A 22,132-nucleotide genomic window follows, 5' to 3' on the forward strand; every position below is an offset into this window, starting at 1 on the left:
CGCACACCTCTGCCCGACCCGTCACTCGTACACCCACCACGCCCACCACGGAGGACCTGCCATGAACCCCCGCCCGCTCGCCACCACCGCCCGCACCGTCCGGCTGCGCCGGACCGTCTCGGCCGCCGTCCTCACCGCTGCCCTCGCCGTCGGCGCCCTCGCCACCTCCGCCCCCGCCGCGGGTCCCTCGGACCAGCAGCAGGCCGCGACGACCGGCACCGTCCGGGTGGGGACGAGCGCCGTCGTCCGCGGCTCCTCGTGGGCGCTGCCGGCCGCGGGCGTCACCGGCCGGGTCGGTGGCGCGAGCCTGAACGCCCGCGGGTCCAGCTGGGCCTGAGCCCAGGCCGCGTCCGGCAGCGTCCGGCCGCCCCGGCGGACCCCTCAACAACGCCGGGCCGGCGACGACAGGTGAGGTGAGATCACGAGCCCTGCCGTCGTCGCCGGACCTCCCCGCCGGCGGGACGGCCCGGCGGCCGGCGAGGAGGTGGGCGTGGACCAGGCAGCGGGTACCGCCCGACGTCGCCGGCCGTGGTGGCGCACGCCCCGGGCGGGCGTGGCCACGATGGTCGTCGGCCTCCTCGCGGTGTCCGGCCTGGTCTGGGCCCTGGGCCTCACAGGTGCGGGCGGTGCACCGCTCACCCCGGTGCTGCCCTGGTGGGCGCTCGCCCCGCTCTTCGCGCTCGCCGAGGTCGTCGTCCTTCACGTCCAGGTCCGGCGCGAGGCCCAGGCGGTCTCGCTGAGCGAGGTCCCGCTCGTCCTCGCCGTGTACCTCGCCGCCCCGGCGGACATGCTGCTCGCCACGGTCGTCGGCACCGGCCTCGTGTACGCGGTGTACCGGCGCCAGTCGCCGGTCAAGGCGGTCTTCAACACGACGCTGCGGGTGTTCGGCGTCTCCGCCGCCCTCGTCGTCTTCCACACCGTCGTCGGGCCGGACGCCGCGGCGGCCCACCACCCGGCCGGCTGGGTGGCCGCGCTCGCCGGGGTCTCGCTGGCCGGTGCCGCGGACGGGCTGCTCGTGCTGGCCGTCGTCGGCCTGCACGAAGGGCGGGTGGAGCGCGGCGAGGTCGTCACTGCGCTCGTCCGCTACCCGGTCATCTCGGCGGTCGTCGCCTGCGCCGGCGTCCTCATCGTCACGGCCCTGCACGCGGACCCCCGGACGACGCCGCTCCTGCTCGTCGTCGGTGCGGCGATCATGATCGCCTACCGGGCCCACGCGTCCCTCAACGACCGGCACGTCAGCCTCGCCCAGCTCTACGACTTCGGCCGGGCCGTGACCGGGTCGCACGCCGCCGACGAGATCCTCGCGAGCGCGCTGCTCGGGGCCCGCACGCTGCTCAAGGCGGAGGCCGCCGAGGTCGTGCTCCTCGGCGACGAGCCCGGCCAGCTCCCGCGCCGCTGGACGCTCGCACCGGGGTCGGCGATCGTGCGCAGCGACGAGGTGGGCGACGGCACCCACCCCGCGCTCTGGCACTCGGTGCTGCGCAGCGGCCGGCCGGTGCTCACGACCCAGGGCGGCCCGGCGCACGAGCAGGCCGCGCACGCCGAGCAGCTCGCGGCCCTCGGCTACCGCGAGGCGGTCGTCGTCGCGCTGCGGGACGAGTCGCGGGTGCTCGGCTCGCTCATGGTCGCCGAGCGGATGGGGGAGGTCCGGGCGTTCCAGGTCGACGACATCGCCACCCTCGAGACCGTCGCCAACCAGGCCGGGCTCGCGCTCGCCAAGGGCCGGCTCCTGGACCGCATGCAGCACGAGGCCCTGCACGACGTCCTCACCGGGCTCGCCAACCGGACGAAGTTCCGGGACGCCGTCCAGCAGAGCCTGCACCAGGTCGCCGCCGGTGCCGTCACCGGCTTCACTGTGCTGCTCATCGACCTCGACGGGTTCAAGGAGGTCAACGACTCGCTCGGGCACCACCACGGGGACGTGCTCCTCGTCCATGTCGCGGAGGCGCTCGTCGCGGCCGCCCCGCCGGCGGCGACCGTGTCCCGGCTCGGCGGGGACGAGTTCGCCGTCCTGCTCCCGCAGACGGACTCCGTCGAGGACGCCGTCCTCGTCGCGTCCCGGGTGCACGAGCGGCTCGGCGCCCCGGTGCTCATCGAGGACATCGAGGTCCGCGTCCGGGCCTCGGTCGGGGTCGCGCTGGCGCCGGTGCACGGCGACGACGTCTCCTCGCTCCTGCGCGCCGCCGACAGCGCGATGTACCGGGCCAAGGTCCAGCAGGGCGGCACCCAGGTGCACGACGACGGCAGCCGGCGGCCGCCGAGCGCCGACCCGGCCGCGCACACCCGCCTCGCGCTGCTCGCCGACCTGCGCAAGGCGGTCGCGGACGGCCACATCGACATCCACGTCCAGCCCCAGGCGGACGCCACGAGCGGCGACGTCATCGGCGTCGAGGCGCTCGTGCGCTGGCAGCACGCGCGCCTCGGCGTCCTGCCCCCGGCCGACTTCCTCGCGCTCGCCGAGCGGCACGGGCTCATGCCGGACGTCACAGCGCTCGTGCTGGACCGGGCGGTCGCCGCGGCGCAGGCCTGGCGGGCCGGCGGGCTCGACCTGTCGGTGTCCGTGAACCTGCCCGCCCGGGCCCTGGGCGACGACCGCACGTTGGCCATGGTGGACGCCGCCCTCGCCCGCAGCGGTCTGCCGGCCGGACGGCTGACCCTGGAGATCACCGAGGACAGCGTCATCGGCGACCCAGAGACGGCCATCGCGTTGCTCAACCGGCTCCGCGAGCGGGGCGTCCGGTTGTCGGTGGACGACTTCGGCACGGGCTACTCGTCGCTGTCGTACCTGCGGCGGCTCCCGGTCGACGAGGTGAAGATCGACCGCAGCTTCGTCGCCCACCTGACCCACGACACCCACGACCTGCTCATCGCCCGCAGCATCATCGACCTCGGCACGAACCTCGCGCTCGACGTCGTCGTCGAGGGGGTCGAGGACCAGCAGACCTGGGACCACCTCGCAGCCCTCGGGGCGCACACCATCCAGGGCTACCACCTGGCCCGGCCGATGCCGGTCGAGGAGCTCGTCCCGTGGCTGCACGGGTACAACACGTTCCGGCGGACGCCGCGGTCGGCGACCGTCCCGGCGCAGGGCGGGCGCCGGGCGCCGTCCGTGGCACCCCGGCACTGACGGGTCGCGCGACCGCGCCGGCGGGACGCGGCGTCAGCCCGGGTGCCGCCGGACGACGAGCAGCGCCGTGTCGTCGACGACCTTGTCCGGTGCGTCCATCGTCCGGATCAGGGCCCGGGCGGCGGCGGTGAGGTCCGGCGCGGACGACAGCGTCCCGGCCCGGTCGGCGAGGGTGCCGAGCGAGCGCCCGAGGCTCTCGTGCCGGCGTTCGACGAGACCGTCGCTGTAGAGCAGCAGCGCCTGCCCCGGGGCGACGCGGGTCGTCGTCTGCGGGCGGTCGCCGCCCCGGTTGGCGCCGAGCGGAGGGCTGGTCGCCGCGTCCAGCCACTCGACGGACGTCCCGGAGACGAGCAGCGGCGGGAGGTGCCCGGCGCAGGCGTACGTCACCTCGCCGGTGCGGGGGTCGAGGAGCGCGACGGCGACCGTCACCATCTCGTCGTCCTTGAACGCGCCGAAGTACGTGTCGAGCCGGCGCAGGACGGTGGCCGGGTCGGCGTCGAGGGTCGCGTAGGCCCGCAGCGCCGACCGGACGGCGCCCATCACCGCCGCCGCCCGGACCCCCTTGCCCGCGACGTCGCCGAGGACGAGGACGAGCCGGCCGTCGTCGGTGGCGAAGGCGTCGTACCAGTCGCCGCCGACCTGGGTGTCCTGGACGGCGGGCACGTAGCAGGTGGCCAGGTCCCAGCCCTCGACGTCGGAGACGGCCTCCGGCAGCAGGGCGCGCTGCAGGGTCTCGGCGATCTGCCGGGTCCGTTCGAGGAGCCTGGACCGGTCGATGGCGGTGGCGGCGTGCGCGGCGATCGCGGTGAGGTAGCCCTGGTCGTGGGCGTCGAAGGTGCGCGGATGCCGCCACGCGTAGGCGACGACGCCGACGAGCGCGCCCGCGGTGACGAGCGGCAGCGTCGCGGTCGCCTCGAAGAGGTCGTCCTCCGGGCGGGGGTCCCGGTCGGCGAACCGCGCGTCACGGTCGGCCCGCGAGGCGATCATCACCGGGCGCAGGCTCTCGCGCAGGTCGGCGACCTGGCCGGAGACGCCGACGTCGTGCCGGGACCAGCGGGGGAGCAGGTCCGCCGGCAGGCCGGCGCTCGCGAGCGTCGTGACGGAGCGGCCGTCGTCGTCGAGGAGGCCGATCGCGGCGGCGTCCGCGGCGAGCGCCTGGAGGCCGGCCCCGACGACGAGGTCGCCCACGGCTGCGAGGTCGGTCGCCTCGGACAGCTGCCCCGTGAGGTCCTGCAGGACCTGCAGCCGGGTCGCCAGGTCCTCGGCGGCCGTCCGGGCCTGCTCCTCGCGGTCGAACATCTGCGCCCGGGCCAGCGCGGCGGCGGTGACGTCGGCGATCCCCTCGCACAGCTGGAGCTGGGCGGCGTCGAAGGGCTGCGGCGTCGTCCAGCCCAGGGAGAGGGTGCCCAGCGGGCGGTCGTCGACGACGAGCGGGAGCACCACCCAAGCGACCTGGGACACCGGGACCGCGGCGAGCGCCGGGTAGCGCCGGTCGCGGTCGGCGAGCCCTTGGACGACGACCGGCCGGCGGCTGCGCAGGGCGTCCCGGGTCGGGTAGGGGGCATCGGCGGGGAACGCCGCGAACTGCATCCGGACCTGCGGCGAGGTGCGACGCGACATGACGGTCGAGAGCGTCCGGCCGCCGTCGTCGAGCAGCGAGATGTTCAGCGAGCACTCGCCGACCAACGACCCGACGGCGTCCGCGACGACGTCGAGCACGTCGCCGGGCCGCACGGTCGCGGACAGCGCCCGGGCCATCCAGGCCAGGGGGTCCGCGCCCGGGCGCACACCGCCGGCCTCGCCCGCGTTGCTCGTCATCAGGCCCTCACCCAGCCGGAACCCGCCCCTGACACCACGTCGGGGTGAAGATCGCCAGCAGAGTGTGACAGTACGCCTACGGCGCTGCAACGGAACGCCCTCGCCGACGCGCCGCCGGTCAGGACCGCGGCTGGCTCCGCCGCGCCGGGGCCGCGCCGTCCCAGCGCACGTACGCGGTCGTCGCGTCGTCCCGCAGCGGGACGACGTTGTGCTCGGTGACGGAGCGGATGAGGTGCCGCAGCGTCTCGGCCGGGTCGAGCAGGGAGGCCGTGCTCCGCTCGAGGAAGTCGCGCAGGCGCTCCTCGCCGAACTCCTCGCCCGTCGCGTCCCGGGCCTCGGTGACACCGTCGGTGTAGAGGAGCACACCGTCACCGGGCTCGAGGTCGACCCGGGTGAGGCCCAGGTCCTGGTCACCACCGGCCCAGGCGAGCAGGCCCAAGGGCGGCGCGGGCTCGGCGTCCGTCGGGGCGAGCGTGTGCCCGGACCGGACGTGGAGGGGCTCATGGTGACCGGCGCTCGTCCACACCAGGGCGCCCGTGACGATGTCGAGCCGCGCGGCGATGCCGGTGACGAAGGCGTCGCCGTGCGCGTAGTCCGCGACCACCTCGTCGACGGCCCGCAGGAGCGACCGCGGGTCGTCGTGCCCGCCCTTGCGGCGCCGGTGCCGGTAGGCGGACATCGCCAGGGACGCCAGCACCGACGACGCCAGCCCGTGCCCCATCGCGTCGAACACCACGATGTCGAGGTCGTTGCCGTTGAGGCTGTAGTCGAAGCAGTCCCCGGCGACGTCGTAGGCGGGCTCCAGCAGGCCGGCCACCGTCGTCCCGCCGACGGCGAAGGTGAGCGGCGGCAGGATCGACCACTGGATCTCGGCGGGCAGGGACATCTCACGGCCGCGTCGCACCGTCGCCCAGTGGTCGGTGTAGGCGCCGGCCGAGACGACGAGGTGCCCGGCGGCGAGGCCGAGCTCGACGATGAAGGCCTCCCGGACGTCGTCCCGCTCCGCCATCCGGACCCGCAGCACCCCCGCCCGCTGGGCGCCCTCGGTGACGGGGACCCAGACGTCCCACCCGTCGCCGGCGGCCACGCAGAGCGGCTGCCCTGACGCGAAGACGCGGCCGGCCACGGTGCCGTCGAGCCGCAGCGGCCCGTCGTCCCGGCCGCGGGCCGTCGAGGCCGGCCGCAGCGTGGTGTGCTGGTAGTCGACGAGGTACAGCGCGACGTCCGAGCAGTCGAGCTCGGCGGCCGTCAGCGACAGCGTGTCGACGACGCTCTGCGGGTCGGCGTGCTGCGCGAGGCGCAGCAGGCGGCCGATCCGCTCGTGCAGCCGGTCCTCGACCGGGTCCGTGCCCATCCCTGCCCTCCCTCCGGCCGGTGGCCGTGCTCCGCCACCGGCTCGGAGCGGGCGGACGTCCAGGGCACAGTACGCGGCCGACCGGACATCCCGGGCATCCCGGCGCGGTCCGGCACCGCCCCGCGCGACCGGTGACCCGGCGGTGACCGTGCGGTGACCGCCGCCCGCTGCACTGGGGCACGCCACCGCCACCGGAGCGGCGGCCTCGACATCGCAGGAGGACCAGGTGCACCCCAGCCTCGACGACGACCGCTCGCCCGCGGGCACGCAGGACCACGCGGCCGGCGCGGCCCGCCGGCGCCGCAGGGGCGGGGCCGCTGCCGCGGCGCTCCTCGGCGCAGGGACCCTCGCCGCGGCCCTCGCGGGTCAGCAGCAGGCCAGTGCCGCTCCCGCCGGTGCACCCGCCGTCCTCGCCGCCCGGACGCCGGACGGCAGCACGATGGCGATGACCGTGCTCGTCGGCGGGCAGCCGGCCCGCGGGGACGCCGGGACGACGTTCGACGTCACGTCCTACAGCTGGAAGGTCCTGCCGTCGACGGGCAGCCCCGCCGCCCGCCGCCTCGGGATCACGGTGACGCACACGGTGGGCACGGGCAGCCCCGCCCTCATGACCGCCTACAACGGCCGGACCGAGGTGCAGGTCCGGGTGACCCTGACCCGGGCCGTGGCCCGTCCCGTCACCTACGCGACGTACACGCTCGGCGGCTGCCTCGTGACCGGCCTCAAGCACACGGCAGCCGCGACCGCCGACCCGCAGGACCAGGCGACGTTCACCTGCCGCACGTCGCAGCTGGACACCCGGGTGGTCAACCCGGACGGCTCGCTCGGCCCGGTCGTCACGGCCACCCTCGACTCGAGGACGATGCCCGGGTCATGACCTGCTCATGACCGGCTCATGACCGCCGGAGCACGAGCAGCCGGTACTCGACGAGCCCGTCGGCCAGGCAGCGCTGCAGCGCGCTGCCGCCGGCGAGCGACCACCAGTACTCCCCGCGGGGCCGCAGCGGGCGGGTCGCGGCGACCATCGCGCGGATCCAGCGGTCCCGCGGACGACGCAGCTCGAGGTACGGGGTGAGGTCGTCGTCCGTCACGAGGGACAGGCCCGCGGCGGCGGCGTCGCGCACCGCCGCCGCGGCGGTGACGAGCGAGCCGACCCGCCAGCCGGTGCGGAACTCGTCGAGCCGGCGGGCCCCGGCGGGCGTCGGGCGGACGCCGGCGGGCCCGAGGAGGTCGTCGCACACGACGAGCAGGCCGCCGGGCCGGAGCAGCCCGGCCGCGGCCCGGAAGTACGCCGCCGGGTCGGGCCCGTGGACGAACGCCTCGACCGACAGCACGAGGTCGGCGCCGGCGAGGTCGGCGGGCGGGGCGAGGAAGTCGCCCTCCCGGACGCGGACCCGGTCGCCGAGCCCTGCCGCGGCGACCAGGTCCGCGGCGACCGCGACCTGGGCCGGGCTGATCGTGATCCCGTCGGCGACCAGGTCGGGCCGGCGTCCGGCGAGGTGCAGGAGGCTGCCGCCGACCCCGCAGCCGAGGTCGACGACCCGCGGCGGGCCGCCGTCCGGACGGCGCTCGGGCAGCAGCGCGAGGATGCGCTCCTCGACGTGGTGGAACGCCTGCTCGCGGCTCGTCACGCCGGGGCCGTGCACCGCCCGGTGGATCGAGGCGCCGCCCTGGCCGAGACGCCGGAAGCGCGCGGTGTTGCTGTCGTAGTAGCGGCGCACCCGGCCGACCTGGTCGGTCACGTCCTCGTTCGGAAGCACGCGGGCACGCTAGCGGCGCCGGCACGGACACGCGCGGGCGGCGGCGGGATCGAACCCCGCCCCGGCCGGGCCCGTTCACCTCGTCGTGACGACCGACACCGGGGTGCTCCCGGAGCAGGAGGGCGCGGGCGGCGAGCCCGGCGACGACGGCGACGGCCCCGGCGGCCGGCCGGACGACGCCCCCGCCGTCGCGCCCTCCTGCTCCGGGANCTCGAGCGGGAGCCGGGCCGCCGGGGCGCTGGCGACGGTCCTCGCTGTCGGCCTCGTGCTCGTCGTCCTCGTCGCACCGCACGACGCCAAGGTGCTCGCGTCGCCGTGGTGGGCCCGGCTCCCGCTCGAGGCCCTCGCCGCCGCGCTCGTGCTCCTCGTGCTCCGCGGCCGCGCCCGCCGGTGGGCCGTCGCCGGGTTCGGCGTCGTCCTCGGGCTGCTCGCGGTGCTCGCGGTGCTCGACGTCGGCTTCCTGCTCGCGATGAACCGGCCGTTCGACCTCGTCCTCGACTGGAGCCTGCTCGGCAACGCCGCCGACTACCTGCGCGCGGTCGGCGGCACCCTCGCCGTCGTCGCCGGCTGGGCCGGCGCCGGGCTGCTCGCCGGCGGCCTCGTCGCGGCCCTCGTCGGCGCCACGCGGCGTACGGCGGGCGCGCTCGACCGGCACCGCGTCGCCGCCGAGCGCGTCGTCGCGGCGCTCGCCGTCGTCTGGCTCGCCACGGCGCTGCTCGGCGTCCGGACGTCTCCCGACGTGCCGTTCGCGGCCGGCAGCTCGGCCGGGCTCGTCGTCTCCCGGACCCAGCAGGTCGACCGCACGCTGCACGACCTCGACGACTACGCCGTCGAGCTGCGCACCGACCGGTTCCGCGACGTCCCGGCCGACCGGCTGCTCGCCGGGCTGCGCGGCAAGGACGTCCTCGTGACCGTCGTCGAGAGCTACGGCCGGGTGGCGCTCGAGGACCCGACGATCGCGCCCGGCGTCGACCGGGTCCTCGACGACGGCACCGCGAGCCTGGCGGCCGCCGGCTTCCAGGCGCGCAGCGCCTGGCTCACGTCGTCCACGTTCGGCGGGGCGAGCTGGCTCGCGCACTCGACGCTGCTCTCCGGCACCGAGGTCGACAACCCGCAGCGCTACCGGCGGCTGCTCGCGAGCGACCGCTTCACCCTGCCGCGGGCGTTCGCGAAGGCCGGCTGGCAGACGGCTGCGGTGCTGCCGTCGGTGCAGGGCGCGTGGCCGGAGAAGGACCTCTACGGCTACGGCACCGTCCTCGACAAGCCGACGTTCGGCTACCGGGGCCCGAACTTCGGCTGGTCGCCGATGCCCGACCAGTACGTCCTGGAGACGCTGCAGAAGACCACGCTCGGCGCGCCGGGCCGCAAGCCCCTCATGGCCGAGATCGCCCTCACCTCGAGCCACGCCCCGTGGGCGCCGCTGCCGCAGGTCGTCGACTGGACGACGCTCGGCGACGGCACGGTCTTCGAGCCGATCCGGCAGCAGGGTCACTTGCAGAGCGAGGTCTGGCCGGACCAGGGCCGGGTCCGCACCGAGTACGGCCGGTCGGTCGAGTACACGCTCTCGACACTCGTCTCGTTCCTGCAGCGGTACGGCACCGACGACACCGTCATGGTGTTCCTCGGCGACCACCAGCCGCTCCCGCTCGTGTCGGGGGTCGGGGCGAGCCGCGACGTCCCGGTGACGATCGTCGCCAAGGACCCGGCCGTGCTCGACGCGGTGTCCGGCTGGGGCTGGGACGCCGGCCTGCGCCCGGGACCGCGGGCCCCCGTCGAGGGCATGCAGGAGTTCCGCGACCAGTTCCTCACCGCGTTCACCCCGGGCGGCGGGGCATGAGCAGCGTGCGGCCGGTGCCGGCCGGTCAGGACGACCGGGCCCGGTACGCGGACGCGCTCGAGGACGCCCGCGTCGCGGCGTTCCCGGCGGGGGAGTTCGCCGGGCAGGAGAGCTTCATGCGGGCGAGCGAGATCGTCGACCTCGCCGGCCGCGCCGGGATCGGCCCGGGGACGCGGGTGCTCGACCTGTGCTGCGGCGTCGCCGGGCCGGGCCGGCTCGTGACCCGCACGCTCGGCTGCGACTACCTCGGGGTGGACCGCAGCCCGGACGCCCTCGCCGTGGCGCGGGAGCAGGCGCGGGCGGCCGGCCTGCCGTGCCGGTTCGAGGCCGGCAGCGTGCCGACGCTGCCGGCCGGGGAGTTCGACGTCGTCCTGCTCCTCGAGACCGTCCTCGCCTTCCCCGACAAGGACCCGCTGCTGCGCGCCGTCGCCGCGGCGCTGCCGCCCGGCGGCCGGTTCGCGCTCACCGTCGAGGAGGGCGAGCCGCTCACCACGGCCGAGCAGCAGGTCATGCCGGACGCCGACACCGTCCACCTCGTGCCGCTGCCCGACCTGCTCGCGGGCCTCGCGCGCGCCGGTTTCGAGGTCACCTGGCAGGCGGAGCACAGCGCGCTCCACCTCGAGGTCGTGGACGCCCTCACCGCGGCCTTCGTCGCCGACCGCGACCGGATCGCGGCCCAGGTCGGGGACCGCGTCGTCGACGACCTCGTCCTCTCGCACCGGCTGTGGGGCGACTGGCTGCGCAGCGGCCGGGTCAGGAAGCTCGCGCTCGTCGCGCGGCGGACCGGCCCGTAGCCCGCCGGGTGGCGACGCCCGCGCGTTCGGCCGCGGGACGCCCGCAGGTCACCTCGCGCGGCGGCTGTTCGCGGGGGAGCGGGGCCCCGTTCACGCAGCCCGCCGGCGCACCGGACCATCACCGACCGGGTGTGCGTCGTTCACCCGGCGTCACCGCGATGCACCCTCGGCCGCTGCTGTGCTGCCGACATGTCCGACATCGCACAGCCCCGGATCGCCGCACCCACGCCGCCCGACCGCCGGACCGTCCTGCGCACCGGCGGGGTCGCCGCGGCGGCGGTCGCCGGCGCCGCCGCCCTGACCGTCGTCGACGTCCGCCCGGCGCACGCGGTCGCCGTCCGGGAGGACCCGTTCGCGCTCGGGGTCGCGTCGGGCGACCCGCTGCCGACCGCGGTCGTCCTGTGGACCCGGCTCGTCCGCGACCCGTTCTCCGCCGCGTCGATGGGGGACGCCGACGTCGAGGTGCGCTGGGAGGTGGCAATGGACCGGACGTTCCGCACGGTCGTCCGGCGCGGGACCGCCCTGGCCCGGCGCCGCTACGCGCACTCGGTGCACGTCGACGTCACCGGCCTGAGCCCCGCCACCGACTACTGGTACCGGTTCCGGGCCGCCTCGTACGTCTCGCCCGCGGGCCGCACGCGGACCACGCCCGCCGCCGGCAGCCGGCCGGCCCGGGTCCGCTTCGCCGTCGCGAGCTGCCAGAACCTGCAGCAGGGGTACTGGCCCGCGTACACCGCGCTCGCCGCCGAGGACCTCGACCTCGTGCTGCACCTGGGCGACTACATCTACGAGACTGACCCCAAGAGCTCGCTGCCGGGCCGCCGGCACACGACCCCGCGGATGCCGGGCCTCAACCAGCTGCGGACGCTCGGCGACTACCGCGCGCGGCACGCCCAGTACAAGCTCGACCCGGCGCTGCAGGCCGCCCACGCCGCGGCGCCCTGGATCGCCGTCTGGGACGACCACGACGTCGAGAACAACTACGCGGACCTCGTCGACGAGGTCGGCGACACCGGTGCCCGGCACCAGAGCAGGTCCGTCTTCGCGACGCAGCGGGCCGCCGGCTACCAGGCGTACTGGGAGCACCTGCCGCTGCGACCCAGGCCGTCGTTCGGCACCCCTGCCTACCGGGTCTACCGCGGCGCCGACTTCGGCACCCTGCTGCGCCTCACCGTGCTGGACACCCGGCAGTACCGGACCGACCAGCCGGGCGGCTACACCCACGACCTGGGCCCGGAGAGCGCCGGCCGGCGCAGCACGACCGGCACCCTGACCGGCGCCGCCCAGGAGCGCTGGCTCACCGGGCGCTTGGCGACGAGCGCGGCGACGTGGAACGTCGTCGCGCAGCAGACCATGATGGCCCGGACCCGGTGGCCGGCCTCGCTCGGGACGCTCGACCTGCCGTTCCTGTCGAGCCTCGACCAGTGGGACGGCTACGCGGCGCAGCGCGCCCGGCTGCTGCGCCGGATCGTGTCGGACGGCGTCGCGAACCCGGTCGTGCTCTCCGCGGACGTGCACTCGACGTGGTTCAACGACCTCGTCGTGGACCCGGACGACCCGCACGCCCGGGTGGTGGCCTCCGAGCTCGTCGCGCCGGCGATCTCGAGCCGCTTCGTCGGGGAACCCGAGGTGCGGCGGACACTGCGGTCGCTCAACCCGTGGACGCGCTACTTCGACGGTGCGCGCCACGGCTACCTGCTCATGGACGTCGACCGGGACCGATGGCTGGTCCGGGCCCGGACGGTGGACTCGGTGACGAGCCGGACCTCCCCGGTCCGCACGACCGCCGCCTTCGCCGTCGCTCTCGGTAGTCCAGGTATTGTCAGAGCGTGACATCAGTCACGATCCCCCGCTGCCCGGCGAGGCCAGGTGCGTCACATCTGTGCGCCTGACAGGCTCAGGACAGTGCAAGTGGATCATGATCAGACGTCCCCGGACCGCGCGCCCGGCCGGCGCACGGTCCTCCGCTCGGCGGCGGCCGTCTCGGCCGCCGCGACCCTCACCGCCGTCGACGTCCGCCCGGCGCACGCCCGGACGGTGCGCCGGTACCCGTTCGCCCTCGGGGTCGCCTCGGGGGACCCGCTGCCGTCCGCCGTCGTCCTGTGGACCCGGCTCGTGCAGGACCCCTTCTCGGCCGCGTCGATGGGGGACGCCGACGTCGAGGTCGGGTGGGAGGTGGCCCGGGACCGGTTGTTCCGCACGGTCGTGCGGCGCGGGACCGCCCTGGCCCGGCGGCGCTACGCGCACTCGGTGCACGTCGACGTCAGCGGCCTGAGCCCGGCCACCGACTACTGGTACCGGTTCCGGGCGGCCCCGTACCTCTCGCCGGCGGGCCGCACGAGGACGACCCCGGCGGCCGGCACGAGCCCCTCGCGCGTCCGGTTCGCCGTGGCGAGCTGCCAGAACTTCCAGCAGGGGTACTGGCCGGCCTACACGGCGATGGCCGCCGAGGACCTCGACCTCGTCGTCCATCTCGGGGACTACCTCTACGAGAGCGACCCGAGCAGTGCGCTGCCCGGGCGCAGGCACCGTGCCCCGCAGACCCTCGGCCTCAACCAGCTGCGCACCCTCACCGACTACCGGGCCCGGCACGCCCAGTACAAGCTCGACCCGGCCCTGCAGGCGGCCCACGCGGCGGCGCCCTGGATGGCGGTCTGGGACGACCATGAGGTCGAGAACAACTACGCCGCCCTCGTCGACGACGTCGCCGACACCGGCGCCCGGCTGCAGCCTCCTGTGGTGTTCGCGACCCAGCGGGCCGCCGCCTACCAGGCCTACTGGGAGCACCTGCCGCTGCGGCCCCGGCCGGTGCTCGGCACGCCGGCCTACCGGGTCTACCGTGGAGCGGACTTCGGCACCCTCCTGCGGCTCAGCCTGCTCGACACCCGGCAGTACCGCACCGAGCAGCCCGGAGGGTTCCCGGGGGACTACGCCGCCGAGGCGGTCGGCCGGGCGAACACGGCGGGGACGCTCACCGGTGCGGCCCAGGAGGCGTGGCTGCGGGACCGGCTCCTCACGAGCGGGGCACGCTGGAACGTCGTCGCGCAGCAGACGATGATGATGCGCACCCGGTGGCCCGCGTCGTTCGCCGGGCTGGCGCTGCCGTACGTGTCGAGCGTCGACCAGTGGGACGGCTACGCCCCGCAGCGCACCCGCATCCTGCGCCGGTTCGTCACCGACCGGATCGCCAACCCGGTCGTGCTCTCGGCGGACGTGCACTCGACGTGGTTCAACGACCTCGTCGTGAACCCGGACGACCCCGACGCCCCGGTCGTCGCGTCCGAGCTCGTGGCGCCCGCGATCTCGAGCCACTTCGTCGGGGAGGCCGAGGTGAGGGCGGGCCTCGCGACGCTCAACCCGTGGACCCGGTACTTCGACGGCTCGCGTCGCGGGTACCTGCTCATGGACGTGGACCGGGACCGCTGGCGGGTCAGCGCGCGCACGGTCGACTCGGTGACGACCCGGTCGTCACCGGTGCGGACGACGGCGACGTTCGTCGTCGCCGCGGGGCGGCCGGGCGTCGTCCCCGGCTGACCCGCCCGGACGTGAGGCGCCGCCCCGCGCCGTGGGGGCGCACGGCGCGAGGCGGCGTCTCCTGCCCGGCGGTACAGGCCTCGTCGCACCGCCGGGTGCCTGTCAGGCCCGGGGCTTGACGATCCCGAGCGGCGTGGGTGTGTGGTCGGGGAAGACCTTCGCGAACGACGAGACGCCGCCGCGCGCGGCGAGGACGTCGCCGAGGACGTCGCGGTAGTCCGTCGTCGCGGCGAGGCTGCCGTTCGTGAACATGGCCGCGTCGGTGAGGCCCGGCCACGTGCCGTAGATCCGCCCGCCGTTCACCGCACCACCGAGCACCCAGACGACCTGGCCGTGGCCGTGGTCGGTGCCGACCGTGCCGTTCTCGCGCACCGTGCGCCCGAACTCCGAGAGCACGACGACGGTGACGTCGCCGAAGCCGTCCCCGAGGTCGGCCGCGAACGCGTCGAGCGCGTTGTCGAGGTCCACGAGGTGGTTGCGCAGGTCGCCGCCGTCGACGCGGCCCTCGTTCGTGTGCATGTCCCAGCCGCCGATGTCGATCGTCGCGAGCGACAGGCCGACCTTGGCCTTGATGATCCGGGCGAGGTCCTCGAGGGTGTTGCCGAGCCCGCCGTCGGGGTAGACGGCGCCGTTCGCCGGTGTGTACGACGTGGCCCGCATCGTGTCGACGGTGCCGACAGCCTTGAGCGTACGGCTCGCCTGCGTCGCCATCGGGTGGTCGACGCCCTTGTAGAGCGCCGCGAATGCGGTCGCGGCCTTGGCGCGGACGTCGTCGTACCCGGCGAGGCCGAACGACTGGATGCCGTCCATCGCGAGGGCGGGTGCCGGGCCGGTCAGCGACAGCGGGAGCTGGTTGCCGAACTGGACGGCCGAGAACACCCCGGTCTGGCTGCGTGCGGTGAGCACCCGGTTCATCCAGCCGGACGTGTTGTTGCCGGCCGCCGTCCCGCGCTCGAGGGTGTCCATCGCCTCGAAGTGCGAGAGCGTCCGGTCCGGGGTGCCGACGGCGACGACCGGGGCGAACTGCCCGGCCTGGAACCGCTTGTGCAGCTTGGGCATGGCGGGGTGCAGGCCGAACCCGGAGGCCAGCGGCAGCGCTGCTCCCTCGGGGACGGCGATGTTGCGCCGCAGCGCGTAGTAGCGCTGCTCGGTGACGGGGACGACGACGTTGAGGCCGTCCATCCCGCCGCGCGCGTTGATGACGACGATCGTGTCGGTGTCGGTCGCTGCGGCGTAGGCGTAGCGGGTCGACACGGTCTGCAGGCCGAGAGCGGCGACCATCGCCGTCGAGCCCTGGAAGAGCCGGCGCCGGGTGAACCCCTTGCGCCACGGGTCGTCGGCGGGGGCCTGCGTGCCGCAGTCGCAGCCGTCGTGGAACCCGTCGGGGCGCTCGTCGTGGCCGGGGGTGTCGCTCGGGAGCCGGTCGAGGAAGCCGGTGTCCATCAGGGGGTGTCCGTCCTTCGCGTGATGTCGCGGTCGGTGCGGGGGGCCGGGGAGGCCGGCGCGGCCCGCGGGCCGCGCCGGCGGGGGTCAGCGCNTGCGGGGGGCCGCGCCGGCGGGGGTCAGCGCAGCTGGTGCTGCGGGGCGCCGAGCAGGAGGGCGACCGCGCGGACGCGCAGGTTGTAGTCGCCGTTGCCGGTCTTCGCCCAGGCGGGGATCTTCGTCGCGGCCGTGTGCCCGAGGAACGCGAGGATCGCGGCCTTCTGGGCGGCGGTCGGCTTCTGGAAGAGCACCCGCTTGGCGATCCGGTCGACGGCGACGCCGTACGTCGTCGCGTCCCCGATCCACCCGGCGGCGTTCGCCTTGGTGAAGCCCTTGTTCCAGCCGCCGGCGAGCGCCATCTGCATGTTCCAGCGCGACAGCGTCCCGACGGTCGACAGCCAGGGCTGCGCGAAGTCGGCGTAGCCGTCCGGTGCCGTGTGCCCGAGCGGGGACTGGCCCATCTGGTCCAGGCCCCAGCGCAGGTTCCGCAGCGACGTCATGAGCTCGGTCGTGTTCGTCGAGGGCTGCAGGCTCAGCGCCCGCATCGTCGCGACGGTGCTCTCGAGCGGACGGCGGTACTTCTGGCCGACGCTCGCCTGGAACTCGGGCGAGGCGAAGAGCTGGCGCAGAACGGGTTTGATCGACGTGGCGTTCGCGAGGTAGGTCTTCGCGAGCCGGGCGACGAGCGCCCGCGGCGGCGCGTCGGAGACGAACCGGCGCGCGAGGTCCGCCGCGAGGTACTCGGCCGTCTTCGGGTGGTTGGCGAGCTTCTTGACGAGGCTGCGCAGCGTCGTGAGCCCGCCGCCGGCGGTGGCGTTCGCGTAGGTCGTGCCGAACACCTTGACCTTGCCGACGAAGTGCTGGTCCGGGCGGAAGACCATCTTCAGCGTCGCCTGGTCCACCGAGAGGCCGGTGAGCAGCTTCGCCGCGTTCTGGACGTCGGTCTGCGTGTAGCCCGCGTCGACGCCGAGCGTGTGCAGCTCGAGGAGCTCGCGGCCGAGGTTCTGGTTGCCGCCGAACTTCGTGTTCTGCTGGTTGTCCAGGTAGAGGATCATCGCCGGGTGGGTGACCATCGCCCAGAGCATCGCCTCGAACGTCCCGAGGGCGTGGCCGCGGACGACGACGCGGTCGTAGTCGTTGAGCGTGTCCCGCGACTTGTCGAAGTGGGCCGGCACGTGGAGCCGGCTGTGCCAGAAGTCGACCATCACCTCGAAGAGCTGCCGGTTGCTCCAGGCCGCACGGATCACCGATGCGGTCTCGAGCTGGGTGTGCGCGTAGAAGTAGTCCTCCTTCTCGCGCGCCGGGTTCATCGCCTTGAGCTGGGCGGGCGTCTTCTTCAGGGTGTCGAGCTTCGCGAGGAGGCCGTCGACCCGGGTGTCCGCGATCTTCGACGGTGCGAGCTGCGCCTCGACCCAGGCCTTCGGGCCGGCCTTCTTGATCGCCGCGACGAGCGTGGGCGTCGGGCCCCAGGTGGCGCGCCGGGCGACGTGCAGCGCCGGGTCGAGCACGAGCATCGTCGGCTTCTGCGTCACCGCCGACACGGTCGTCATGGTCGGCGCCTTGCCGCCCGTCGACCCCTGGTACTCGACGGCCGGCTTCGTGCTCGACGGGGCCGTGCCGACGGCGAGCGGTGCGGTGGAGCCGGTGTCGGCGATCCGCGCGGCCGCGGTCGGGGCGGCGTCGTCGAGGCCGAGCCCGAGGCTGCCGGCGACGCCGCGGACGACGTCACCCGCCCCCGACGGGCCGACGGCCAGCGCGCCGGCGCCCAGGGCGGCGACCGAGCCGAGCGCCGCGACGACGCCGCGCCGGCCGGGGCCTGAGCCGGTCGTGCTGTGCCGGACCGGGGTGTCCGCCCCGGGAGGCCAGGGGGAGACGTCGTCGGCGGCACGGGGATGCGTCTGGCCCGGACCGGTCTCCGGGTCCGGCCTGCGGACGGACGGGGTGTGCTGGGCGGGGAGGGTCCGGTCGTCCGGGACGGGCCCGGCTCCTGGGGTGAGCACCTGCTGCGCGCCCGGCCCCCGCCGGAGTGCGTGTCGACCCACGAAGTGCGTCCTCACTCGTTCGCTCATCGGTCACGTACCCGGTGGCCACCTGACGGAGGGGACGGTGCGACGCGTGGGACTGCCGGACGGTGCGCGGCCGGGCCGCTCGTCGTGCCGGTCGTTCGCCCGATGCCGCACGTCCTCCGTTCGGATGACCCCCGAGATCCAATGGGCGGTGACCATTCCGTGATTCATCACGCACTGTCAAGGCCATGCGGGTGTGTCGCGTCCGAATTGAGCGGGCAGTAACGATCCGGGCACTCTGGGCAGGTGACACTGGGTGATGTCACTGTGGTGCGGCGCCGGCGCCCGTCACCGGCCCCGGCGCGCGCCCGCGCCGTCCGCGTCCGCGCAGGCAGTCGGGCATACAGTGACGACATGGTCACGCTGGAGTCGCCCGCCGACGGTGCCGGGAGCCCGACCGTCGCCCTCGTCCGCGCCGTCCGGGTCTTCCCGGTCAAGGGGATGGACGCCGCCGCAGCGCGCACGGTCCGCCTCGACGGCGCCGGGGTCGTCGGCGACCGCCGGCACGCCGTCGTCGACGAGGCAGGTGCGCTGCTGACCGCCGACGCCGAGCCGCGGCTGCGCTCGGTGAGCGCCTGGCTGGACACCGACGGCGCGGTCCGCCTGGACGTGCCCGGGGCACCCCCCGGGCTCGGCGTGGAGGCGGCGGGGGCCGCGCTCACCGAGTACCTCGGCCGCTGGGTGCACGTGACGCCGGTCGACCCGTCGCGCACGCTCGACGCCCCGGTCCACATCGTCTCGGTGCAGGCGCTCGAGGCCGCCGAGCGCGGTGAGCACGAGGTCGCCGACTGCGCGTGCAGCCTCGACGAGCCGCGCTCGAACTTCGTCGTCGACGTCCGGGACGACACCGGTGCCGCGGGGCGCGAGGAGGACTGGATCGGCCGCCGGATGCGGATCGGCGACGCCGTCGTCGAGGTCGAGCGCAAGCCCGGGCACTGCCTCGGCGTCTACGCGCAGGTCGTCGTCCCGGGAGAGGTGCAGGCCGGCGACGCCGCCGTCCTCGTGCCCTGAGCGAGTGGGACGTCGCCGCGCCGGTAATGCGCGCGAAGGTCCTGCCACGGCGTCGGTAGGCTCGTGCCGGGGCCCGTCCGGGTCCGTCCGCGGCGGCGCACAGGCGCGCGCCCGACGAAGGAGAGATCCGTGTCCGAGCTGTCGATCGTCGTCCGGTCCGCCGAGGAGGAACAGGCGCGACAGGTGACGACGGGCACGACGGCCGCCGACCTCTTCGCGGACGACCGGAGCATCGTCGTCGCCAGGGTCAACGGCGTCCTGCGCGACCTCGCCCACGAGCTCGCGGACGGGGACGTCGTCGAGCCGGTGCCGGTGACGTCCGACGAGGGCCTCGCCGTCCTGCGGCACTCGTGCGCGCACGTGCTCGCGCAGGCCGTGCAGGAGATCGACCCGCAGGCCCGCCTCGGCATCGGCCCGCCGATCCGGGACGGCTTCTACTACGACTTCGACGTCGAGAAGCCGTTCACCCCCGAGGACCTCAAGACCCTCGAGAAGGCGATGCAGCGCATCGTCAAGGAGGGGCAGGGCTTCCGGCGCCGCGTCGTCACCGACGAGGAGGCGCGCGCGGAGCTCGCCAAGGAGCCCTACAAGCTCGAGCTCATCGGCCTCAAGGGCGGCGCGGGGAGCGACGACGGCAACGAGGGCAGCACGTCCGAGGCCGAGGTGGAGGCGGCCGCCGACGGCGCGTCCGTCGAGGTCGGCGCCGGCGAGCTGACGATCTACGACAACCTGCGTCGTGACGGCTCCGTCGCATGGAAGGACCTGTGCCGCGGCCCGCACGTGCCGACGACCCGGCTGCTCGCCAACGGCTGGCAGCTCATGCGCAGCGCGGCGGCGTACTGGCGCGGGAGCGAGAAGAACCCGCAGCTGCAGCGGGTCTACGGCACCGCGTGGGCGACCAAGGACGAGCTCAAGGCGTACCTCGACCGGCTCGCCGAGGCCGAGCGTCGCGACCACCGCAAGCTCGGTGCCGAGCTCGACCTCTTCTCGTTCCCCGACGAGATCGGCTCCGGCCTGCCGGTGTTCCACCCCAAGGGCGGCGTCGTCAAGCGGGAGATGGAGGACTACGTCCGCCGCCGGCACATCGAGGAGGGCTTCGACTACGTCGGCACCCCGCACATCTCGAAGGCGCACCTGTTCGAGACGTCCGGGCACCTGCCGTACTACGCGGACACGATGTTCCCGCCGATGGAGCTGGAGAACAGCCAGTACTACCTCAAGGCGATGAACTGCCCGATGCACAACCTGATCTTCAGGTCGCGCGGGCGGTCCTACCGCGAGCTGCCGCTGCGCTTCTTCGAGTTCGGCACGGTCTACCGGTACGAGAAGTCGGGCGTCATCCAGGGCCTGACCCGGGTGCGCGGCCTGACCCAGGACGACTCGCACAGCTACGTCACGGACGAGCAGGCGCCGCAGGAGATCCGGCACCTGCTGAACTTCGTGCTGTCGCTGCTGCGCGACTTCGGCCTCGACGACTACTACCTCGAGCTGTCCACCCGCGGTGACTCGGACAAGTTCATCGGCTCCGACGAGCAGTGGGAGAGCGCGACCGAGGTGCTGCGCCAGGTCGCCGTCGAGAGCGGGCTCGAGCTCGTCGCCGACCCCGGCGGCGCGGCGTTCTACGGCCCGAAGATCTCCGTCCAGGCCCGGGACGCGATCGGCCGCACCTGGCAGATGTCGACGATCCAGCTCGACTTCAACCAGCCGGCCCGGTTCGGTCTCGAGTACACGGCCGCGGACGGCACCCGCAAGCAGCCGGTGATGATCCACTCGGCGAAGTTCGGCTCGATCGAGCGGTTCTTCGGCGTCCTCACCGAGCACTACGCGGGCGCCTTCCCCCCGTGGCTCGCGCCGGTCCAGGTCGTCCTCATCCCCGTGAGCGAGGACAACGTCGCCTACCTCGAGGGCGTGCGGGCCACGCTCCGGGCGGCCGGGGTGCGCGTCGAGCTGGACGCCTCCGACGACCGCTTCCCGAAGAAGATCCGCACCCAGACGAAGGCCAAGGTGCCGTTCCTGCTCATCGCCGGGGCCGAGGACGCCGCGAACGACGCGGTCTCCTTCCGCTTCCGGGACGGCACGCAGGACAACGGCATCAAGGTCGACGACGCGGTCGCCCGGGTCGTCGAGGCGATCCGGACGCGCGCGCAGGTCTGACGCCGCCGGCCTGCGGCGGGCACCGCCCGGACGTGTGTCCGAGCAGACAGCCCGCCGCAGGTGCCCGGTGCGCGGCAGCGGGGGACCATGGTCCTGTGACCATCTCCGTGAACCGCCCGGCGCCCCCCGTCCTCGTCTACGACGGCGACTGCGGCTTCTGCACGCGGTCGGCCCTCGTCGCGCGCCGGTTCGTCATGCCGGCCGGCGGCACGGTCGCCGCGTCGTACGACCTCGACCTCGACGCGTTCGGGCTGACCATGGACGAGTGCATGGAGGCGCTGCAGTTCGTCGACTCCCGGGGGCGGGTGCACGCGGCCCAGGACGCCGTCGCGCACCTGCTGCTCGCGGGCGCCCCGTGGTGGAAGCCGCTCGGCGCCGTCCTGCTCGTGCCCGGCCTCAACGCCGTCGCCGGGGTGCTCTACCGGGCCGTGGCCCGCAACCGGTACCGGCTGCCCGGGGGCACCGCCGCGTGCGCGATGCCCGCGCCGCCGCAGCAGGAGCCGCAGCAGCCGGAGCGCGCCGCCTGACCTGCCGGATCCGGGCCGGGGCTTCGGCCTAGGATCGTGCCCGTGACCGTCGAGCCGTCGTGGGAGCTGGCCGGGGCCGCCGACGGGTTCGAGCGGCTCTGGACGCCGCACCGCATGGCGTACCTGCAGGGTGAGGACAAGCCGGAGAACGGCGACGCAGGGCCGCAGTGCCCGTTCTGCCGGGCCCCCGGGCGGGACGACGCCACCGGGCTGATCGTGGCCCGAGGCCGGCACGCGTTCGTCGTCATGAACCTCTACCCGTACAACACCGGGCACGTCATGGTCTGCCCGTACCGGCACGTCGCGATGTACCCCGACCTCGACACCGACGAGACTGCCGAGGTCGCCGCGCTGACGAAGACCGCGATGCGGGTGCTCACCGAGATCTCCGGCTGCCACGGCTTCAACATCGGGATGAACCAGGGCCCGGTCGCCGGCGCCGGGATCGCCGCCCACCTCCACCAGCACGTCGTCCCGCGCTGGGGCGGCGACTCGAACTTCCTGCCGATCATCGGGCAGACGAAGGCGCTCCCCGAGCTGCTCGGAGACACCCGCGAGCGGCTCGCCGCGGCCTGGCCCGCGGACTGAGCCGGACAGGACGACCCAGGCACCCGTCCCGCACGTCCGACGGCCCCGTCGGGGCCCTTCCGATGTGCAGGGCGGGTGCC

16 protein-coding genes are annotated in these 22,132 nt (G+C 74.9%); 11 read left to right on the top strand and 5 right to left on the bottom strand.

Annotated features, from left to right (window positions below; translation table 11 throughout):
• Positions 1–61 precede the first annotated feature (61 nt).
• Together EDJALFJO_RS01405 and EDJALFJO_RS01410 are read left to right on the top strand one after the other, a co-directional pair.
• On the top strand, positions 62–337 hold the full coding sequence (locus EDJALFJO_RS01405; RefSeq protein WP_088281459.1) for a hypothetical protein: 276 nt from the start codon (positions 62–64) through the stop codon (positions 335–337).
• A 153-nt stretch (positions 338–490) separates the two neighbouring features.
• Positions 491–3,127, top strand: a complete 2,637-nt coding sequence (locus EDJALFJO_RS01410) for an EAL domain-containing protein (RefSeq protein WP_143448223.1) — start codon at positions 491–493, stop codon at positions 3,125–3,127.
• A gap of 33 nt (positions 3,128–3,160) precedes the next feature.
• Here the strand turns inward: EDJALFJO_RS01410 and EDJALFJO_RS01415 are convergent, their stop codons facing one another.
• Positions 3,161–4,945 (bottom strand): GAF domain-containing SpoIIE family protein phosphatase, encoded by a 1,785-nt coding sequence (locus tag EDJALFJO_RS01415; RefSeq protein WP_088281463.1) that lies wholly within the window; start codon positions 4,943–4,945, stop codon positions 3,161–3,163.
• 118 nt (positions 4,946–5,063) lie between these two features.
• Positions 5,064–6,299, bottom strand: a complete 1,236-nt coding sequence (locus EDJALFJO_RS01420) for a PP2C family protein-serine/threonine phosphatase (protein ID WP_088281465.1) — start codon at positions 6,297–6,299, stop codon at positions 5,064–5,066.
• 226 nt (positions 6,300–6,525) lie between these two features.
• On the opposite strand from EDJALFJO_RS01420, the gene EDJALFJO_RS01425 reads away from it, so the two are divergent.
• Positions 6,526–7,176 carry a type VI secretion system tube protein Hcp gene (locus EDJALFJO_RS01425; RefSeq protein ID WP_088281467.1) on the top strand — a complete coding sequence of 217 codons (651 nt, stop codon included), beginning with the start codon at positions 6,526–6,528 and terminating at the stop codon, positions 7,174–7,176.
• A gap of 16 nt (positions 7,177–7,192) precedes the next feature.
• Here EDJALFJO_RS01425 and EDJALFJO_RS01430 read toward each other — a convergent pair whose 3' ends face one another.
• Positions 7,193–8,059 (bottom strand): cyclopropane-fatty-acyl-phospholipid synthase family protein, encoded by an 867-nt coding sequence (locus EDJALFJO_RS01430; protein WP_088281469.1) that lies wholly within the window; start codon positions 8,057–8,059, stop codon positions 7,193–7,195.
• Positions 8,060–8,528: 469 nt separating this feature from the next.
• Here EDJALFJO_RS01430 and EDJALFJO_RS36225 point away from each other — a divergent pair, with 469 nt between their 5' ends.
• The 4 genes from EDJALFJO_RS36225 to EDJALFJO_RS01450 all read left to right on the top strand — a co-directional run bounded on the left by EDJALFJO_RS36225 (position 8,529) and on the right by EDJALFJO_RS01450 (position 14,224).
• On the top strand, positions 8,529–9,896 hold the full coding sequence (locus EDJALFJO_RS36225; protein WP_369812476.1) for a sulfatase-like hydrolase/transferase: 1,368 nt from the start codon (positions 8,529–8,531) through the stop codon (positions 9,894–9,896).
• Positions 9,893–10,690, top strand: coding sequence for a class I SAM-dependent methyltransferase (locus EDJALFJO_RS01440; RefSeq protein WP_198949901.1), 798 nt, complete (start codon positions 9,893–9,895; stop codon positions 10,688–10,690). The genes EDJALFJO_RS36225 and EDJALFJO_RS01440 overlap by 4 nt, the downstream gene beginning before the upstream one ends.
• 189 nt (positions 10,691–10,879) lie before the next feature.
• Positions 10,880–12,523, top strand: a complete 1,644-nt coding sequence (locus tag EDJALFJO_RS01445) for an alkaline phosphatase (protein WP_088281473.1) — start codon at positions 10,880–10,882, stop codon at positions 12,521–12,523.
• A gap of 78 nt (positions 12,524–12,601) precedes the next feature.
• Entirely contained in the window at positions 12,602–14,224 is a 1,623-nt protein-coding gene (locus tag EDJALFJO_RS01450) for an alkaline phosphatase (protein ID WP_198949902.1), read from the top strand.
• A gap of 102 nt (positions 14,225–14,326) precedes the next feature.
• Here EDJALFJO_RS01450 and EDJALFJO_RS01455 read toward each other — a convergent pair whose 3' ends face one another.
• The gene (locus tag EDJALFJO_RS01455) at positions 14,327–15,667 is read right to left on the bottom strand and encodes a DUF1501 domain-containing protein (RefSeq protein WP_088281475.1); all 1,341 of its coding nucleotides are present in this window, start codon (positions 15,665–15,667) and stop codon (positions 14,327–14,329) included.
• Between the two features lie 119 nt (positions 15,668–15,786).
• Complete coding sequence (locus EDJALFJO_RS01460; protein ID WP_158220253.1) at positions 15,787–17,748, bottom strand: DUF1800 domain-containing protein; 1,962 nt, start codon at positions 17,746–17,748, stop codon at positions 15,787–15,789.
• 378 nt (positions 17,749–18,126) lie between these two features.
• On the opposite strand from EDJALFJO_RS01460, the gene EDJALFJO_RS01465 reads away from it, so the two are divergent.
• From EDJALFJO_RS01465 to EDJALFJO_RS01480, 4 genes are all read left to right on the top strand, one after another.
• Complete coding sequence (locus tag EDJALFJO_RS01465) at positions 18,127–18,783, top strand: MOSC N-terminal beta barrel domain-containing protein (RefSeq protein WP_088281479.1); 657 nt, start codon at positions 18,127–18,129, stop codon at positions 18,781–18,783.
• 138 nt (positions 18,784–18,921) lie between these two features.
• Complete coding sequence (gene thrS / locus EDJALFJO_RS01470; RefSeq protein ID WP_088281513.1) at positions 18,922–20,937, top strand: threonine--tRNA ligase; 2,016 nt, start codon at positions 18,922–18,924, stop codon at positions 20,935–20,937.
• Positions 20,938–21,032: 95 nt separating this feature from the next.
• Positions 21,033–21,464 (top strand): thiol-disulfide oxidoreductase DCC family protein, encoded by a 432-nt coding sequence (locus tag EDJALFJO_RS01475; protein ID WP_198949904.1) that lies wholly within the window; start codon positions 21,033–21,035, stop codon positions 21,462–21,464.
• Between the two features lie 114 nt (positions 21,465–21,578).
• Positions 21,579–22,052, top strand: a complete 474-nt coding sequence (locus EDJALFJO_RS01480; RefSeq protein WP_088281517.1) for an HIT domain-containing protein — start codon at positions 21,579–21,581, stop codon at positions 22,050–22,052.
• The last annotated feature ends 80 nt before the right edge of the window (positions 22,053–22,132 follow it).

The organism is Kineosporia sp. A_224 (assembly GCF_002198655.1).
GTDB lineage: Bacteria > Actinomycetota > Actinomycetes > Actinomycetales > Kineosporiaceae > R-H-3.

Coding starts and splice junctions, on each gene's coding strand:
- EDJALFJO_RS01405 (WP_088281459.1), top strand. CDS start 62: ATGAACCCCCGCCCGCTCGCCACCACCGCCCGCACCGTCCGGCTGCGC.
- EDJALFJO_RS01415 (WP_088281463.1), bottom strand. CDS start 4,945: ATGACGAGCAACGCGGGCGAGGCCGGCGGTGTGCGCCCGGGCGCGGAC.
- EDJALFJO_RS01420 (WP_088281465.1), bottom strand. CDS start 6,299: ATGGGCACGGACCCGGTCGAGGACCGGCTGCACGAGCGGATCGGCCGC.
- EDJALFJO_RS36225 (WP_369812476.1), top strand. CDS start 8,529: ATGAACCGGCCGTTCGACCTCGTCCTCGACTGGAGCCTGCTCGGCAAC.
- EDJALFJO_RS01440 (WP_198949901.1), top strand. CDS start 9,893: ATGAGCAGCGTGCGGCCGGTGCCGGCCGGTCAGGACGACCGGGCCCGG.
- EDJALFJO_RS01445 (WP_088281473.1), top strand. CDS start 10,880: ATGTCCGACATCGCACAGCCCCGGATCGCCGCACCCACGCCGCCCGAC.
- EDJALFJO_RS01455 (WP_088281475.1), bottom strand. CDS start 15,667: ATGGACACCGGCTTCCTCGACCGGCTCCCGAGCGACACCCCCGGCCAC.
- EDJALFJO_RS01465 (WP_088281479.1), top strand. CDS start 18,127: ATGGTCACGCTGGAGTCGCCCGCCGACGGTGCCGGGAGCCCGACCGTC.
- EDJALFJO_RS01480 (WP_088281517.1), top strand. CDS start 21,579: ATGGCGTACCTGCAGGGTGAGGACAAGCCGGAGAACGGCGACGCAGGG.